Source organism: Pseudomonas sp. EYE_354 (assembly GCF_023148575.1).
GTDB lineage: Bacteria > Pseudomonadota > Gammaproteobacteria > Pseudomonadales > Pseudomonadaceae > Aquipseudomonas.
In genome coordinates, this window is the sequence record NZ_JAHXNQ010000002.1 from 83,657 (window position 1) to 100,003 (window position 16,347).

Sequence of the window (16,347 nt, forward strand, 5' to 3'; positions counted from 1 at the left end):
TATCACAGGCCCCTATTTACCTGCCGCAGCGGAACCGCCATGTCTCTGGATTCTTCGTCCTTGCCCTGCTCGATCTTGCTCTTGGCCGGTGGGCGCGGCCAGCGCATGGGCGGCCAGGACAAAGGCCTGCTCGCGTGGCGCGGCCAGCCGCTGATTGCCCATCTGCAGCGGCTGGTGCGACCGCTGACGGACGACCTGATCATCTCGTGCAATCGCAACCAGGCGCTGTATGCGCCCTATGCCGACCAACTGGTGGGCGACGACAACCTCGACTTCCCCGGCCCGCTTGCCGGCATCCGCGCCGGATTGGCCGCTGCGCGCCATGACCATCTGCTGATACTGCCGTGCGATGTGCCGTATATCGACGCTCAACTCTTGGCCGACCTGCGCGAAATCGCGCAGCGCCATCCACGGCTGCCGGTGATGGTGCGCCATGGTGAGTTCTGGGAACCCTTGATCTGCATCATCCCCACCCTACTGCGAAACGCGGTAGAGCAGGCGTGGCACGCCGGCGAACGCAGCCCGCGCAAGATCTTCCTGCAACTGGGCGGCATGGGCCTGGAGTGCCCGGCCGATGATCCGCGCCTGGCCAACCTTAATACGCCTGAGCTGTTGCACCCAAAGTCTGACGTGTCAGAATGAACCTTCGCACAAGGAACTTTGGCGACGTCTTACACGTCTCAAGGTCAGCACTCAAAAGTATTCTCTCGGAGACAACACCCATGACTCAACGGACCATCGCCGCTCTCATGCTTGCACTGGGCCTCGCCACCCTCGCCGGTTGCGCCTCGCCTACAGTGATCACCCTGAATGACGGTCGCGAAATCCAGGCTGTCGACACCCCGAAATACAATGAAGATTCGGGTTTCTACGAATTCGAACAACTTGACGGCAAGCGCACCCGCATCAACAAAGATCAGGTTCGCACCGTTAAAGACCTGTAAGTCTTAGCGTTTACCCTCAAGGCCCGCCTCGCGCGGGCCTTGTCGTTTGTGGGGTTTACCAATCGAGGGTGATTGCGCTGCGAAAGCTGCGTTGCTGCCCGGTGACCGGGTCGATAAACCGCACGCCTTGGGCCAGCAGCTTGAGGGGGTTGGCGTAATCGTCCACCGCGTCCTTGATCACATCCGGGTAGAACGGGTCATTGCAGATGCTCGCGCCGAGGGCGGTCATGTGCACACGCAGTTGGTGCTTTTTGCCGGTCACGGGGGACAGGCCGTAGCGCCACAGCTCGCCGTTTTTTTCGCGCACCTGCACCGCCGTTTCGGTGTTGGCCACGCCCTCGCCTTCGCGCATGCGGAAAAAGGGTTCGCCCTCCACCAGACGGCTTTTGTGCACCAGGGGGAACGTCAACCCTGGCAGGGCCGGGGCGATGGCTTCGTAGAATTTGTCGATGCGGCGTGTGGGAAACAACTGCTGATACGCGGCGCGGCTGGCCGGGTTGGCCGAAAACAGCACGAGCCCGGCAGTGTGCCGGTCGATGCGGTGCAACGGCACCAGTGAAGGGTTGTCCAGGCGGCGAATAAGGCGACGCAGCAGGGTTTGCTCGACGTACTCGCCAGCCGGGGTCACGGGCAGGAAGTGCGGTTTATCCGCCACCACCAAGTGGTCATCGGCGTACAGGATGGTCTCCTTCACCGGGATCACTTTTTCGTTCGGCACTTCGCGAAAGTAATAGATGCACAGGCCTTCCTTGTAAGCCAAGTCCTGGCGGATCGGCTGGCCGTTGATATCCAGCACCCGGCCACGGGCGATGCGGTCCAGCCAGTGTTCGCGACTGATCGCCGGGAAGTGTTCGCACAGGCAATCAAGTACCGTCGCCCAAAGACCGGGGGGCAGGTACAGGGTGCTGGCCTGATGCTGTGACGCGGAAAAACCGGAAGTGGACATGCCGATGCTCGAAGCCTTGAAAAACCGGCGGGCATTATCCCGCATGAAGCGGGATTCGGCCTAGGGCGGATATCAGGCCTTGGCCAGTTCCGCCCGCAGGATTGGCGAAGCACTCGCGGCCTCGGTGAATTCCTTGAGCCAGCGCAACACGTCCACCGCTTCCCAGCGGCCCGGATCGTACAAGGCGTAGAGCAAGCCCTGGTAACCCACCACATCCAGTTGCTTGTGGTAACCGGCGCGCTGGAACAGGGCTTCGATCTCGGCAAAGCAGGTATTGAAGTGCACTTTGTTAAATGGCGTCTTGCCTTCCGTGACCAGACCATCGAGGCGCAGCTCGTTCACCGCGTCGCGCACGACGTCGGCGGACATGCGATTGACGCTGCTTTTCAGTTGTTCAACATTCACCACGGGCGTTCCCTCTATTCAATCGCTGTACAAACATACAGTAACGTAATATTTGGAAACCCGCCATCGCCTAAACCTCAGAGAAGGAAGGCGACAACCTGCTCCGTGTCGAACGGCCAATCCAGTTCGGCACCGGTGTCTACCCGGCGCAGCACCGGAATCCTTAGGCCGTAGGCTTCAAACAAGGCTTGGGAATCTGCGATATCCACCAACTCCACCAGCAACCCGTGTTCGACGAGCGGCATGATTTCAGCTTCTGCAAGCTCACACAGATGGCAGCCCAAGGTGGTGAACAACTGGCATTCTGGAGGCATGGCGAAACACCTGGTCAGGAATAGGCGTCCATTTTAGGCCGACTCATTATCCCTGGCGAGCCGATAAACCCTGATCCAGGTCAGCATGGCCTATAACTGATTCAGCGATTCTCGCGGCTTTTTACCTGCCGCCTGCAACGGAGATGCGTGTGTTTGCCAACCTGCTGATCATTCTGGCCTCATCCCTGGTGGTGATTGCGCTGTTTCGCCGGCTGCAACTGCCCCCCGTGCTGGGCTACCTGTGTGTGGGCCTGGCTGTGGGGCCCACCGCGCTGGATTGGGTGAATGACAGCGAAGCGTTACCCGACCTCGCTGAACTGGGTGTGGTGTTCCTGCTGTTCTCCCTGGGCCTGGAGTTCTCCCTGACCAAGATGCTGGCCCTGCGCCGCGTGGTCTTTGGCCTGGGCAGTTTGCAAGTGCTGGGGTGTGCGGCGCTGCTGGGGGGCTTGTTGATGGCCCTGGGGGTGGCACCGGGCATAGCGTTGCTGCTCGGTGCGGGGTTGGCGCTGTCGTCCACGGCGATCGTCAGCAAGGAGCTGACCAGCCTCGGGGAAATTTTCAGCAGCCATGGGCAGAATGCGATTGGCGTACTGCTGTTTCAGGACGTAGTCGCCGTGTTGCTGCTGACATTGGTCCCGGTGTTTGCCGGCCACAGCGACCAGGTCTGGTACCTGGCCTTGCCGCTGACCCTGGGCAAAACCGTGGTGCTGTTCGTTGGCCTGCTGCTGGCCAGTCGCTGGTTATTGCCGCGTCTGTTTAAGGAAGTGGCCGCGTCCCGTTCCGCAGAGCTGTTTGTGCTGTTGGCACTGGTGATCGTCTTGCTCACCGCCTGGTTGACCCACCTGCTCGGCCTGTCGCCGGCCCTTGGCGCGTTTCTGGCCGGCATGCTGCTGGGGGAAAGCCATTATCGCCACCAGATCGAAGCGGACATCCGACCCTTTCGCGACATTCTGCTGGGCCTGTTTTTTGTCAGCATCGGTATGCTCATCGACCTGCAGCTATTCCTCAGCCACGGCCTGTTGATTCTCGGCCTGACCCTCACGCTGATGCTGGTCAAGGGTGGCGTGGTCGCCCTACTGGTCAAGCTGCGCGGCAGCGACAGTGAAACCGCCTGGCGCAGCGGCCTGGCCCTGTCCCAGGGCGGTGAGTTCTGTTTTGCGCTGATGGCGCAGATGCAGCAAAGCCGGCTGATCCCGGACCAGTTCAATGGCTTGCTGCTGGCCGCCACCTTCTGCTCGATGTTGCTGACCCCGCTGCTGTTGCGCGCCGCGCCGGCCATCGCCCTGCGCCTGCACCGCAAACCCAACCAGCAAGTGCAATTGGAGCAAATCACTGCGCTCAACGCTCAGCTACACGGCCATGCGGTGATCTGTGGCTACGGCCGTGTCGGCCAATCCATCGGGCGTTTTCTGCGCCACGAGGGGCAAGCGTTCATCGCCCTGGATGACGACCCCGAACGTGTACAGGAGGCCGCGACCGAGGACAGCAGCGTGCATTACGGCGACTGTCGTCGAGGCGCCCTGCTCAGCGCGGTGGGCCTGGAACGCGCGCGCCTGGTGGTGATTGCGGTGGACAACAGCGATGTGGCCCTGGTGGTGCTCAAGGAAGCGCGTCGCATCAACGCCCAGGTACCGATCCTGGTGCGCACGCGCGACGACAGCCAGTTGGCCGAACTGAAAGCCGCGGGCGCCAGCGAAGTGGTGCCCGAGTTGCTGGAGTCGAGCCTGATGCTTGCCTCCCACGCCTTGATTCTGCTGGGCCTGCCGGACCAGCAGGTACAGGCGCGGGTCGATCAAGTGCGGCACTCGCGCTATCGCCTGCTGCACGGCTTCTACACACACACGGATCACGATGAAGAAACGCCGATCAATCCTGACTGACCGCGCCGATCTTATGGATCGACAGATCCGCGCCGTAATACTCCTGCTCCTGGCTCAGGCGCAGCCCGTGCACGCGCTTGATCACGCCGTACACCAGCAGTCCACCGCCAAACGCCACCGCCACGCCCAGGCCGGTGCCAATCAACTGGCTGATCAGGCTCACACCGCCCAAGCCGCCGAGCGCCGTCTGGCCAAAGATGCCGCAGGCAATCCCGCCCCACACGCCGCACAGGCCATGCAGTGGCCATACCCCCAGCACATCGTCGATCTTCCAGCGATCCTGGGCCGCGATGAAACACCACACGAACAGCCCGCCGGCGACCACACCGGTGACCAGCGCGCCCACCGGGTGCATCAGATCGGAACCGGCGCATATCGCCACCAGCCCTGCCAGCGGGCCGTTGTGCAGGAAGCCGGGGTCATTGCGCCCGATCACCAGCGCGGCGACGGTGCCACCGACCATGGCCATCAGCGAATTGACCGCCACCAGGCCGCTGACACCACTCAGGGTCTGCGCACTCATCACGTTAAAACCGAACCAGCCGACGATGAGGATCCACGACCCAAGCGCCAGGAACGGAATACTCGACGGCGCAAAGGCCACCAGCCGCCCTTCGCGGTAGCGCCCGTTGCGCGGGCCCAGCAGCAACACCGCCGCCAGCGCCAGCCAGCCACCCATGGCGTGCACCACCACCGAACCGGCGAAGTCATGGAAACTGGCGCCGAAGGTGGCAAGCAGCCAGGCTTGCACGCCGAAATTGCCGTTCCACACCATGCCTTCGAAAAACGGGTAGATAAACGCCACGATCAACGCCGTGGCGCACAACTGCGGAGCGAACTTTGCACGCTCGGCGATACCCCCGGAAATAATCGCCGGGATCGCTGCGGCAAACGTCAGCAAGAAGAAGAATTTCACCAGGCCATAACCGTGGTCGGCACTGATCACGGCCGCCGGTTGCATGAAGCTCACGCCGTAAGAGATCCAGTAGCCTATAAAGAAATAAGCCAGCGTGGAGATGGCGAAGTCGCTGAGGATCTTGGACAGGGCATTGACCTGGTTTTTCTGGCGCACGGTGCCGACTTCAAGAAACGCGAAACCGGCGTGCATGGCCAGCACCATGACCGCACCGATCAGAATAAACAGGGTGTTGGAGCTATGGACGAGGGTGTCCACCGCACTTTGCAAATTTTCCATGGAGGTTGGCAGGCCTGCATTAAAGGCAAAAAGCACCAAAGCGGTTCAAGCCAGGGTTGCGCGCACTAAATTGGCACTTGCGGCACCATCCCTCTTTAGAGGATGTGAACCGCTTTAGGGCAGCGATCAACACAACAGGCCGCGGCCGACAGGGTTTTTCCGCGAGTTTGAGTTATTTAAGGTAAGGTTTTTGAGGGCTTGTGGCCTTACCGCCCGGATTCAGCGCAGACCTCGGGGCCTGCGCACCAAGGCAAAGCAAAAGCTGTACCAGACAATTGCACTGAACCTTCACCGATGCCGGTGACTCGAAACCACACGTACAGATCAGCCCATCACGGAGATAACCATGGCCAGAAAAACAGCACAGACCGCCCAAGAAATACTGATGGCGGATTTTCAAACCCTGGTCAGTGACACCGAAAAGTTGCTCGATGACACCGCGATTCTGGCCGGTGACCAGGCCGACGAGCTGCGCAGCAAGATTCATGAGAGCCTGCTCAAGGCCCGTGAAACCCTGCAACTGACCGAAGACTCGCTGCGCGAACGCAGCCAGGCAGCGATCACTGCCACTGAAGATTATGTGCAGGCCAACCCTTGGCAGTCGGTGGGTATTGCCGCCGGCGTGGGCTTTCTGATCGGCCTGCTGGCCACAAGGCGCTAACACTATGGCTATCGGCGAAAACGGCTCGTCCACGGGCACAAGCTCCACTTCACGACGCCTGGGCGCAGCCGTTCTTGGCTTGCTGCACAGCCACGTCGAACTGTTCGGCATCGAATTGCAGGAGCAGAAGGCACGCACTGTGAGCCTGCTGTTGTTCGCAGGCCTGGCACTGGTATTCGCCCTGCTGTTGCTGGTGGGGTTGTCGACGCTGGTGATGATCCTGGTATGGGACACCGGCTACCGCCTGACCGGGATCATCTGCCTGTGCGTGTTCTACAGCCTGGCCGCCGCGTTTTGCGGGGTGCGGCTCAAGGCCGCGGTGTTCGATGAATCCACGCCTTTCCATGCCACCCTCGAAGAGCTGGCCAATGACCGGGAGCGCCTGCTGCCATGAGCCTGACTGAGATCCCGCAAAACACTTCGCGGCGAGAAATGCGCAAGGCCTTGATCCGCCTGCGCATGGAAATGCACCGCCAGGAAATCCGTCACGAGTCCCAGCAGTTGATGGCGCCGCTGCACAAAGTGCGCGACATGCGCCACAACTGGCAAGACAGCCTGGGCATCAAGCACGCGCCGCTGTGGGGCGTGGCGGCGGTAACGCTGATGGGCTTCTTTACCGGCAAGGGCGCCAAGGGCGGCAGTATCAGCAGCCTGACGCGTCTGGTGCGCCTGGGCGCGGGTTTGATCCCACTGATCAAACTGGCGATGGCCGGCAGTTCGCGCAAAGGTTAAGCACTGCTGGCTGCATTCTTGCAGACAGAATCGGCCCGGCCCTCGTCAGCGAGGGCCGGGCCTTTTTTCGCTATGTCTCTTAAGGAGGTTCCGTGATCGACGGGCAACCGCTCGCCTGTTTCCAGCCGTTCATCGATACCGCCACCGGCCGTATTGCCGGCGTTGAGGCCCTGGGCCGGCTGCGCCAGGCTGACGGCCGTTTGCAGTCCGTGGGCCCGCTGTTCGCCGACCCGCGTACACCGGGCGTGGCCTTGCGCCGCCTTGACCGGCAGATCCGCGACAATGCCTTGAGCCGCCTGCATGAAGCGCCCGAAGACTGGTTCCTGAGCCTGAACATTTCGCCGCGCTGGATCACCCGTCTGCGCCCGGGCCAGGCACTGCCGAGCTTGCAGCAGGTGCAGGCCAACGGTGTCGACCCGCAACGCATCGTGTTCGAGATCACTGAACTGGGCGGCGACATCCAGCGCCTGGCCGAGGTGGTAGCGCGCTATCGCGAGGCCGGTGCGCGCATCGCCATCGACGACTTCGGTGCCGGTTACTCCCAGCTTGACCGGGTGCTCGCGTTGCAACCGGACATTCTCAAACTGGATATGCGCCTGTTCCAGGCCGCCGCCCGAGGCGGGCCAAGCAGCGACGTGGTGCGGGCGCTGGCGCAGATGGCGGAAAAGACCGGTTGCTGGATCATTGCCGAAGGCGTGGAAACCGAAGCGCAACTGAGCTTTGCCCTGGAATGCGGTTCACGCTATGTGCAGGGCTATTTATTTGCCCAGGCGCAACTGGACCTGTTCGCCACCGATACGTTCGTAGCGCAGTTCGCCCACCTGCGCACGATGTACGTCCAACAGAAGCTGGCCGAACGCGGACGCATCATGCACCTGCGCGAGCAACTGACCGAACTGATGAAAATCCTGCAAACCTGGGCCCAGGGCCATGCGCCACTCTCCTTGTTGCCGCAACTGCCGGATTTCCCCTGGCTGCTGCGCTTTTACCAGTGCGACCGGCATGGCACGCAACTGACGCCCAACTTCGAATGGCGCCAGGACGCCTGGCAAACCGACAGCCGCTACCTGGGCCATAACTGGTCGTGGCGCCCGTACTTCTACCACCTGCTGGCCGAAGGCTGGGACGAGCGGCGCCTGACCCTGTCCTCCACGTATCGCGATGCCACCACCAACCAGTACTGCCTCACCGCCGGACAATTCTTCGATAACGGTCAGCGCTTGCTGTTAATCGATATCGACGCGGCTGGTCTGTAGATTTTTGCTTGCCCCGCCCAGTCTTAACCGGGAAGCTGGGAGGGTCATTCACCGCACGGAGAGTACCCGCCTTGGATTGGCCCACCCTGCTGAACCGCGAACGTCTTGGAAAACCCCTGCATAGCCCGGAAGAATTGGGCCGCAGCCCGTTTCACAAAGACCACGACCGCATTATTTTCTCCGGCGCGTTCCGCCGCCTGGGCCGCAAGACCCAAGTGCATCCGGTGTCGAGTAACGACCACATCCACACACGCTTGACCCACTCCCTGGAAGTCAGCTGCGTGGGCCGCTCCCTCGGCATGCGTGTGGGCGAAACCCTGCGCAGCGCCCTGCCCGACTGGTGCGATCCCAGCGATTTGGGCATGGTGGTGCAATCGGCCTGCCTGGCCCATGACATCGGCAACCCACCTTTCGGCCACTCTGGCGAAGACGCTATCCGGCACTGGTTCCAACAGGCGGCCGGGCGTGGCTGGCTGGATGATATGAGCAGCGCCGAGCGCAATGACTTCCTCAATTTCGAAGGCAATGCACAAGGTTTTCGGGTGCTGACCCAGCTGGAATACCACCAGTTCGACGGCGGTACGCGGCTGACTTACGCCACGTTGGGCACCTACCTGAAATATCCCTGGAGCGCCCGCCACGCCGACTCCCTGGGCTACAAAAAACACAAGTTCGGTTGCTACCAGAGCGAACTGCCGATCCTCGAACAGATCGCCCACAAACTGGGCCTGCCGCAACTCGAGGAGCAACGCTGGGCCCGTCACCCCCTGGTCTATCTGATGGAGGCCGCCGACGACATCTGTTATGCCCTGATCGATCTGGAAGATGGCCTGGAGATGGACCTGCTGGAATACGCAGAGGTCGAGTCTCTCCTGCTTGACCTGGTGGGCGACGACCTGCCACAGACCTATCGGCAGCTGGGGGCGTCGGACTCGCGCCGGCGCAAGCTGGCGATCCTGCGCGGCAAAGCCATTGAGCACCTGACCAACGCCGCGGCACGCGCGTTTGTCGAGCAGCAGGACGCCTTGCTGGCGGGCACACTGCCCGGCGATCTGGTGGAGCACATGCACGGTCCAGCCAAACGCTGCGTGCTGGATGCAAAAGACATGGCGCGTAAGAAAATCTTCCAGGACAAACGCAAGACCCTGCATGAGATCGGGGCCTACACCACGCTGGAGATTCTGCTGAACGCCTTCTGTGGTGCGGCACTGGAACAGCATGGCGGGCGCACGCCGTCGTTCAAGAACCGGCGCATTCTCGACCTGCTTGGGAACAATGCGCCCAACCCCGAATGGCCATTGCACACATCGTTCCTACGCATGATCGATTTTATCGCAGGCATGACCGACAGCTATGCCACCGAGATGGCGCGGGAAATGACCGGGCGTTCAAGCCCTCAATAACGGTCCTGATCAAGCCCTCTGCGCCCTGAAGCGAATAGCCCTACAAAGGGAACAGAGCGGCCTGATCGAATTCGCACAGATCCCCGGAGAATAATCGCGCACGCTCCGGGCCCCCTGGCGAACCGCTTCACGCCCTCTCCATCGACGCTTGACTCACCGTGTGCTTTCTATGCCCAACTATCCCCTTCGTATCCTGTTGGTGGAGGACCATCCCTTCCAATTGCTGGCCACCCAGTGCCTGCTTAGAAGCTTTGGCTTCGAGCGGCTGACCCCTGCGGAAAACGCCGAACAAGCGATCCATTTGATGACGCTGGCAGACACCCCCTTTGACGTCCTTCTATGCGACCAATGCCTGCCCGACCTGCCCGGGCTTGAGCTGATAGAGATCGCCAGCCGCCGAGGTTTTATCACCACCGCGATCCTGCTCAGCGGGCTGCCCTCGGCAGAACTTTCAAACTTACTGACTCAGGCATTGACGCGCGACCTGCCGCTGCTGGGTTACTTGCCAAAACCTTTGAACAAAGATGAGCTTTTATATTTGATTCGCCCACTAAGTTCGTTATCGACGTAGGACTTTAAACCTACTAGCCCGTCGAAAAACTCCCGCCCTTCCCACATATAGTCTTTAGCACCGAAATTTAGCTATCCCTGCGCACATCACGCACACATCGCCTCAGAAAGCCTTATAGACGGGTAAGCCGTTACCTTTTTTTTCGTAGGACCTTTCCTGTTTTATATCTGCCCCCCTCGTACTCATGCTCCACTACCCGCTTCTGAGCTAATGTGCCCGCTTTATTTGCACCTGCATGGAATGTGACTATGAACACCGTTTTTATTATCGACGATCACCCGGTTATAAGGCTTGCCATCCGCATGCTACTGGAACACGAAGGTTACAAAGTAGTCGGAGAGACAGATAACGGATGCGACGCCATTCAAATGGTGCGCGAGTGCCTGCCGGACTTGATTATTCTGGATATCAGCATTCCGAAACTGGATGGGCTCGAAGTGCTCTGCCGATTCAACGCAATGAACACCTCAATGAAAACCCTGGTGCTGACAGCTCAGTCCCCCACGCTATTCGCCACGCGCTGCATGCGCTCCGGCGCCGACGGTTATGTGTGCAAGGAAGGCGACCTGAGCGAGCTGCTGAGCGCAATCCGCGCCGTACTATCCGGTTATAACTATTTCCCGAGCCAGGCGTTGACTACCGCCGGTGTCGATTGCCGGGAACTCGAACTGTTCAAGGCGGTTAACGACCGCGAACTGATGGTATTGCAACTTTTTGCCCAAGGCCGCACCAATAAGGAAATTGCCAAAGGCATGTTTCTGAGCAATAAAACAGTCAGCACTTATAAAAAGAGGCTCATGCAAAAACTTCAAGCCAAGTCCTTGGTAGAACTTATCGAGCTGGCAAAACGAAACGCGCTAGTGTGAGAAAGCGGATGCCCAGGTGTATAAAGGACTATCTGATTATATTGAGCACCGGCTTGTGCTTCAGTGCCGCTGTGCCCGCGCAATTGCAATCGGACGCGGAGCATTTCAACTTACTGAGTCGTGCAGGCTCGGTGCAACTGGAAACCCACCTGAACAAGGCCCAGCGCCAGTGGCTGCAAAACAAGCGCGAACTGGTATTAGGCACGGCGTCACCCGACTACCCTCCTTTTGACTTCACCTCCAGCAGGCGCGACTACGAAGGGCTCACCGCCGACTATGCTGGCCTGTTGACCAAGGCGTTGGCCGTGCCGGTAACGGTAGTGCGCTATCCCTCTCGAGAGGCTGCGATCCGCGCCCTTGAAAACGGCGATATCGATTTGCTCGGCTCCTCCAATGGCTTCGAGGCGGCCAACCCCAACCTGGCATTGTCGGAGCCGTATGCTGTAGACCAGCCGGTGTTGGTCACCCGTGAAGGCGAAACCCGCAGCCTCAGTGATGGCCTGGCCGGTATGCGCCTGGCGCTGGTCTATCACTACCTGCCGTTGGACGAGGTGGAAAAGCTCTACCCCGACGCGACCATCCGCGCCTACCCCTCTTATCAAAACGCCCTGAATGCGGTGGCATTCGACCAGGCCGACGTGTTTCTGGGCGATACCATTTCCACCCATTACATGATCAACAAGGGCTACCTGAAAAACGTTCGCATGGCCACCTTCGGCAAGCATGAGGCCTATGGATTCAGTTTTGCCATATCCCAGCGTCAGCGCACGTTGTTGAGTATCGTCAATACCGTATTGATGGCCGTGCCCATCAATGAACGGGAAGCGATCGCCAAACGCTGGAGCGCCGGCAGCGCTATCTTGCTGACCGACCAGAAGCTGCAACTGACCCCACGCGAAGAGCGCTGGCTCAAAGACAATCCGGTGCTCAAGGTGACCGTCAACGAAACCTATGCACCGCTGACGTTCTTCGATGCCGATGGTAACTTTCGCGGCATCACCGCTGACCTGCTGGAGCTGATTCGCCTGCGTACCGGGTTGCGCTTCGACGTCCAGCGCGGCCGCAACGTGGAGACCATGATCGAGCAAATCGAGGCGGGCAAGACCGATATCATTGGCGCGATCGTCCCCAGCGTCGAGCGGGAAGCGCAACTGAACTTCAGTCGTCCCTACCTGGAAAACTCCTACGTGATGTTGACGCGCAAGGAAAACCAGGCGCCCACCGACCTGGAAGAGATGGAAGGCAAGCGCCTGGCGATCACCCAAGGCAGCCCGTTGAAAAAGTTCCTGCGTGACAATTTCCCAAAAATTGAACTGGTGGAAACCGGCGATACCTTCAAGTCGACCGAGCTACTGGTAAAAGGCGATGTGGACGGCGCCGTCAACACCCTGGTGGTCGCCAACTACTTCCTCTCGGCGCAGATGTTCCAGGACAAGCTTCAAATCAGCTTCAGCATCGGTACGATGCCGGCCACCTTTGCCCTGGCCACATCACGCAGCGCGACCGAGCTCAGCTCGATACTCGACAAGGCCCTGCTCAGCATCGCGCCGGACGAACTGGGGGTCATCAACAGTCGCTGGCGGGGCTACCGCGCCGACTCCGAGAGCTATTGGCGCGACTACCACCAACTGATCGCCCGCATCATCATGGGCACCGGGCTGCTGCTGCTGATTTCCCTGACCTGGAATGCCTACATGCGCCGCCAGATCAAGCACCGGAAGATGGCCGAACGCGCCCTCAACGACCAGTTCGAATTCATGCGCGCCCTGGTCAATGAAACCCCGCACCCGATTTACGTACGAGACCGCAACGGCCTGCTGCAGACCTGCAACGACAGCTACCTGCAGGTGTTCGGGGTCAGGCGTGAGGACGTGATCGGCAAAACCGCGATGCAAGTCAGCACCGCCCTTGCCGAAGAAGCGGCGCAATACCATACCGACTATCAACGCGTAGTGGCCGAAGGCGCCCCGCTGATCCTGGACCGAACCCTGCATATTCGCGAAAAAAAACTCACGATCTACCACTGGATCCTGCCGTACCGCGACTCCGACGGCGAGGTGCAAGGCATTATCGGGGGCTGGATCGACATCAGCGAGCGCCGCCAACTGTTCGACGAACTGCGCGCCGCCAAGGAGCGTGCCGACGAGGCAAATCGGGCCAAGAGTACCTTTCTGGCCACCATGAGCCACGAAATACGCACACCAATGAACGCCGTGATCGGCATGCTGGAGCTGACGCTCAAGCGCGCGGACCAGGGTCACCTCGACCGTCCGGCCATCGAAGTGGCCTACAACTCAGCCAGGGACCTGCTGGAACTGATCGGCGATATCCTCGATATCGCGCGTATTGAATCCGGCCGCCTGAGCCTGGCGCCGGAACGCGTGAACCTGCGGGAGGTGATCGAGTCCGTGGTGCGGGTGTTCGACGGCCTTGCACGCCAGAAAACCCTGAGCCTGCTGCTGGAATTCAAGCCCGAGCTGGATAACACCGAGGTACTGATAGACCCGCTGCGTTTCAAGCAAGTGCTGTCAAACCTGGTCAGCAACGCCATCAAGTTCACCGAACGCGGCCAGGTGAAAATCAAGGTAGCGGTGTTACCCACCCAAACGCCGCAACAGGTCGAAATGAAACTGGTGGTGGAGGACACCGGCATCGGTATCAGTCGCAATGACCAGGTACGCCTGTTCGAACCCTTTGCCCAGGCCGACAATGCCGGACAGTTGGCCAGGAGTGGCGCGGGCCTGGGGCTGGTGATCTGCCGCAGCCTGTGCAGCATGATGGGCGGACAACTGAGCCTGAGCAGCGTGCCGATGGTGGGCACGCAAGTGCATGTCAGCCTGAAGATGACTCGTCTGCAACCGTTGCTCGTCACCGATGAAATCAAGCCCGAGACAGCCGCGACCACCCCTGTGCTCAATGTGCTGGTCGTGGACGATCACCCGGCAAACCGCCTGCTGATGTGCCAGCAGCTCGGTTACCTCGGTCACCAGTTTACGGCCGCGCAAAACGGCGCGGCAGGCTTCCAGGCCTGGCGCCAGGCGCACTTCGATCTGGTGATCGCCGACTGCAACATGCCAATCATGAACGGCTACGAATTGAGCCGTTCGATACGCGAATACGAGCAGCGCGAACACCTTACGCCATGTGTGGTGCTGGGCTTTACCGCCAATGCCCAGCCCGAAGAGAAGCAGCGCTGCGCCCAGGCAGGTATGGACGACTGCCTGTTCAAGCCGATCAGCCTGACGGCGCTGGAACGGCAATTGGCGCAAATCAGCCCTCAAACGGCTGGCCCGATGCTTGACCTCGGCAAGTTCGAGGCCATGACCGGTGGCGATCCCCAGATGAACCGGCGCCTGCTGGAGGAGCTGCTGAGCAGCAGCCGACACGACCGGCAGGAACTCCTCGCACTGATGGCGACGCAGGCGACGCCCGAAGCGATTATCGAGCAAGCCCACAAGATCAAGGGCGCCGCCCGCATCGTCAGAGCCCACTCAGTGGCTTCGCAATGCGAAGCCGTTGAACAGGTATGTGCCCGCGGCGATGCCCCTGCCTTGATCGAAGCCGCTGTGAGGTCTCTGGAAAAACTGATGCTGGAACTGGAACGGGTGCTGCACCAGCAACTGCGGGAAATGGACGCCAGATAGGGGCGGACGCAGCGCCGCCCCTGTTTGGATCAGCAGTCGGTCAAGCGCAGAAAAATCGCCGCCAGTTGTTCGATGCCCGCCTGGTCCTGCGCAGTAAAGCGGGCCAGCGAAGGGCTATCGAGGTCAAGGACGCCAATCAGTTGGCCATTCTTGACCAGCGGCACGACCAGCTCACTGTTGGATGCGCTGTCACAGGCGATATGCCCGGGAAATTCATGCACATCTTCCACCCGCTGGGTTTGTCGCGAGGCCGCAGCCGCACCGCACACGCCTCGCCCAAACGGGATACGCACACAGGCGATCTGGCCCTGGAACGGGCCGAGCACCAGCTCTTCATTGCGATTGAGGTAAAAACCTGCCCAGTTCAAGTCGTCCAATTGGTTGAACAGGAAGGCGGAAAACTGTGCACTGTTGGCGATGAAATCTCGCTCATCGGCCAACAGCGACTCCAGTTGCGCACAGAGCATGGCGTAGCCATCCAGGCCGGCGCCTGTTTGTTGTAAATCGATCACGGTTGACGCTCCAGCAGTTTGAGGCCCACCCAGTAACGGGCGAATTGATACGCGCAGCGGCCATTGCGGTTGCCGCGCCCGGTGGCCCAGCGCACGGCGAGAATATCGAGCGTTTCATCACGCTGCCATTGCAGACCGGCCTTGGCGGCCAACTCGCCGATCCAATGCGCCACCACCTCCAGGAAGTGCTCCTGGGTAAACGGGTAGAACGACAACCACAAACCAAAGCGGTCCGACAGGGCAATTTTGTCTTCCACCGCCTCGCTTGGGTGCAATTCGCCGTCCACGCGCTTCCAGTTGTCGTTGTCGCTCTGGTTTTCCGGAACCAGATGGCGGCGGTTGGACGTGGCATACAGCAGCACGTTTTCCGGTGCCTGTTCCAGGGAGCCGTCCAGCACACTCTTGAGCACGCGGTAGTCGCCTTCACCGGCCTCGAACGACAGGTCGTCACAGAACAAAATGAAACGCTGCGGCAGCTTGAGCAGTTGCTCGACCACACGCGGCAGATCGGCCAGGTGGTCACGCTCGATTTCGATCAGACGCAAACCCGCCTGGGCATGCTGGGCCAGCAAGGCACGGACCATGGAGGATTTACCGGTGCCACGCGAGCCCCACAGCAACGCATGGTTGGCGGGCAGTCCATCGAGAAATTGCTGGGTATTGCGTGCCAGTGTTTCACGTTGCTTGTCCACGCCGATCAGGTCGGACAGGCGCATATCCAGGCTGACGTCCAGCGGCAACAGGAAACCGCTGCGGCCCTCACGTTGCCAGCGGGCGGCCAGGCACTGATGCCAGTCGATGGCCTGGCGTGGCGCCGGCAGCAAGGGCTCCAGGCGAGCGAGCACTGCATCAGCGCGCTCCAGAAAGGCATTCAATCGAGAATCCACACTTATTCCTCTGGCAAGTTCCTGCAAAAGATGGCGTATTGGCAACCCTGCGACAGGCCGCATGGGCCGCGTAAACAACGATTCATGCCGGGCAAGCGAGAGCGTGCGGATGTTCAGCTATGCTTGCCGGG

At 60.4% G+C, this 16,347-nt stretch carries 17 protein-coding genes; 11 read left to right on the top strand and 6 right to left on the bottom strand.

The window, feature by feature from the left end:
* The first annotated feature begins 39 nt into the window (after positions 1-39).
* Both mobA and KZX66_RS03070 read left to right on the top strand, forming a co-directional pair.
* A complete protein-coding gene (gene mobA, locus KZX66_RS03065) occupies positions 40-642 on the top strand; it encodes a molybdenum cofactor guanylyltransferase MobA (protein ID WP_248076296.1) in 603 nt (200 codons plus the stop codon).
* Between the two features lie 80 nt (positions 643-722).
* Positions 723-944, top strand: coding sequence for a YgdI/YgdR family lipoprotein (locus KZX66_RS03070; protein WP_010211805.1), 222 nt, complete (start codon positions 723-725; stop codon positions 942-944).
* A gap of 55 nt (positions 945-999) precedes the next feature.
* Here KZX66_RS03070 and KZX66_RS03075 read toward each other — a convergent pair whose 3' ends face one another.
* The 3 genes from KZX66_RS03075 to KZX66_RS03085 all read right to left on the bottom strand — a co-directional run bounded on the left by KZX66_RS03075 (position 1,000) and on the right by KZX66_RS03085 (position 2,609).
* Positions 1,000-1,890 (bottom strand): pseudouridine synthase, encoded by an 891-nt coding sequence (locus KZX66_RS03075; protein WP_248076914.1) that lies wholly within the window; start codon positions 1,888-1,890, stop codon positions 1,000-1,002.
* Between the two features lie 72 nt (positions 1,891-1,962).
* A complete protein-coding gene (locus tag KZX66_RS03080; protein ID WP_010565034.1) occupies positions 1,963-2,298 on the bottom strand; it encodes a hypothetical protein in 336 nt (111 codons plus the stop codon).
* Positions 2,299-2,372: 74 nt separating this feature from the next.
* On the bottom strand, positions 2,373-2,609 hold the full coding sequence (locus KZX66_RS03085; protein WP_248076299.1) for a glutaredoxin family protein: 237 nt from the start codon (positions 2,607-2,609) through the stop codon (positions 2,373-2,375).
* A 143-nt stretch (positions 2,610-2,752) separates the two neighbouring features.
* On the opposite strand from KZX66_RS03085, the gene KZX66_RS03090 reads away from it, so the two are divergent.
* The gene (locus KZX66_RS03090; RefSeq protein WP_248076301.1) at positions 2,753-4,489 is read left to right on the top strand and encodes a monovalent cation:proton antiporter-2 (CPA2) family protein; all 1,737 of its coding nucleotides are present in this window, start codon (positions 2,753-2,755) and stop codon (positions 4,487-4,489) included.
* Here the strand turns inward: KZX66_RS03090 and KZX66_RS03095 are convergent.
* On the bottom strand, positions 4,476-5,684 hold the full coding sequence (locus tag KZX66_RS03095) for an ammonium transporter (RefSeq protein ID WP_248076303.1): 1,209 nt from the start codon (positions 5,682-5,684) through the stop codon (positions 4,476-4,478). The two genes, KZX66_RS03090 and KZX66_RS03095, sit on opposite strands and share 14 nt — an antisense overlap.
* 346 nt (positions 5,685-6,030) lie before the next feature.
* Here KZX66_RS03095 and KZX66_RS03100 point away from each other — a divergent pair, with 346 nt between their 5' ends.
* The 8 genes from KZX66_RS03100 (at position 6,031) to KZX66_RS03135 (ending at position 14,817) form a co-directional block, all read left to right on the top strand.
* The gene (locus tag KZX66_RS03100; RefSeq protein ID WP_248076305.1) at positions 6,031-6,345 is read left to right on the top strand and encodes a YqjD family protein; all 315 of its coding nucleotides are present in this window, start codon (positions 6,031-6,033) and stop codon (positions 6,343-6,345) included.
* 4 nt (positions 6,346-6,349) lie between these two features.
* On the top strand, positions 6,350-6,739 hold the full coding sequence (locus tag KZX66_RS03105; protein WP_248076308.1) for a phage holin family protein: 390 nt from the start codon (positions 6,350-6,352) through the stop codon (positions 6,737-6,739).
* Positions 6,736-7,077: a hypothetical protein gene (locus KZX66_RS03110; protein WP_248076310.1), complete on the top strand. Its 342-nt coding sequence runs from the start codon at positions 6,736-6,738 to the stop codon at positions 7,075-7,077. The genes KZX66_RS03105 and KZX66_RS03110 overlap by 4 nt, the downstream gene beginning before the upstream one ends.
* A gap of 92 nt (positions 7,078-7,169) precedes the next feature.
* Positions 7,170-8,333 (top strand): EAL domain-containing protein, encoded by a 1,164-nt coding sequence (locus KZX66_RS03115; RefSeq protein ID WP_248076312.1) that lies wholly within the window; start codon positions 7,170-7,172, stop codon positions 8,331-8,333.
* A gap of 71 nt (positions 8,334-8,404) precedes the next feature.
* Positions 8,405-9,736, top strand: coding sequence for a deoxyguanosinetriphosphate triphosphohydrolase (locus KZX66_RS03120; protein WP_248076314.1), 1,332 nt, complete (start codon positions 8,405-8,407; stop codon positions 9,734-9,736).
* Positions 9,737-9,905: 169 nt separating this feature from the next.
* Positions 9,906-10,307 carry a response regulator gene (locus tag KZX66_RS03125; protein WP_248076316.1) on the top strand — a complete coding sequence of 134 codons (402 nt, stop codon included), beginning with the start codon at positions 9,906-9,908 and terminating at the stop codon, positions 10,305-10,307.
* 248 nt (positions 10,308-10,555) lie between these two features.
* Complete coding sequence (locus KZX66_RS03130; protein ID WP_248076318.1) at positions 10,556-11,173, top strand: response regulator transcription factor; 618 nt, start codon at positions 10,556-10,558, stop codon at positions 11,171-11,173.
* An 8-nt stretch (positions 11,174-11,181) separates the two neighbouring features.
* Positions 11,182-14,817, top strand: coding sequence for a transporter substrate-binding domain-containing protein (locus KZX66_RS03135; protein ID WP_248076320.1), 3,636 nt, complete (start codon positions 11,182-11,184; stop codon positions 14,815-14,817).
* A gap of 29 nt (positions 14,818-14,846) precedes the next feature.
* Here the strand turns inward: KZX66_RS03135 and KZX66_RS03140 are convergent, their stop codons facing one another.
* Positions 14,847-15,329 (bottom strand): GAF domain-containing protein, encoded by a 483-nt coding sequence (locus KZX66_RS03140; protein WP_248076322.1) that lies wholly within the window; start codon positions 15,327-15,329, stop codon positions 14,847-14,849.
* Complete coding sequence (locus KZX66_RS03145; protein WP_248076324.1) at positions 15,326-16,216, bottom strand: ATP-binding protein; 891 nt, start codon at positions 16,214-16,216, stop codon at positions 15,326-15,328. The genes KZX66_RS03140 and KZX66_RS03145 overlap by 4 nt, the downstream gene beginning before the upstream one ends.
* Positions 16,217-16,347 lie beyond the last annotated feature (131 nt).

What these genes read in the sequence shown, in the direction of transcription:
- KZX66_RS03105 (WP_248076308.1), top strand. Translation starts at nt 6,350, where the DNA reads ATGGCTATCGGCGAAAACGGCTCGTCCACGGGCACAAGCTCCACTTCA.
- KZX66_RS03085 (WP_248076299.1), bottom strand. Translation starts at nt 2,609, where the DNA reads ATGCCTCCAGAATGCCAGTTGTTCACCACCTTGGGCTGCCATCTGTGT.
- KZX66_RS03090 (WP_248076301.1), top strand. Translation starts at nt 2,753, where the DNA reads ATGCGTGTGTTTGCCAACCTGCTGATCATTCTGGCCTCATCCCTGGTG.
- KZX66_RS03135 (WP_248076320.1), top strand. Translation starts at nt 11,182, where the DNA reads ATGCCCAGGTGTATAAAGGACTATCTGATTATATTGAGCACCGGCTTG.
- KZX66_RS03095 (WP_248076303.1), bottom strand. Translation starts at nt 5,684, where the DNA reads ATGGAAAATTTGCAAAGTGCGGTGGACACCCTCGTCCATAGCTCCAAC.
- KZX66_RS03110 (WP_248076310.1), top strand. Translation starts at nt 6,736, where the DNA reads ATGAGCCTGACTGAGATCCCGCAAAACACTTCGCGGCGAGAAATGCGC.
- KZX66_RS03130 (WP_248076318.1), top strand. Translation starts at nt 10,556, where the DNA reads ATGAACACCGTTTTTATTATCGACGATCACCCGGTTATAAGGCTTGCC.
- KZX66_RS03070 (WP_010211805.1), top strand. Translation starts at nt 723, where the DNA reads ATGACTCAACGGACCATCGCCGCTCTCATGCTTGCACTGGGCCTCGCC.
- KZX66_RS03125 (WP_248076316.1), top strand. Translation starts at nt 9,906, where the DNA reads ATGCCCAACTATCCCCTTCGTATCCTGTTGGTGGAGGACCATCCCTTC.
- mobA (WP_248076296.1), top strand. Translation starts at nt 40, where the DNA reads ATGTCTCTGGATTCTTCGTCCTTGCCCTGCTCGATCTTGCTCTTGGCC.
- KZX66_RS03100 (WP_248076305.1), top strand. Translation starts at nt 6,031, where the DNA reads ATGGCCAGAAAAACAGCACAGACCGCCCAAGAAATACTGATGGCGGAT.
- KZX66_RS03075 (WP_248076914.1), bottom strand. Translation starts at nt 1,890, where the DNA reads ATGTCCACTTCCGGTTTTTCCGCGTCACAGCATCAGGCCAGCACCCTG.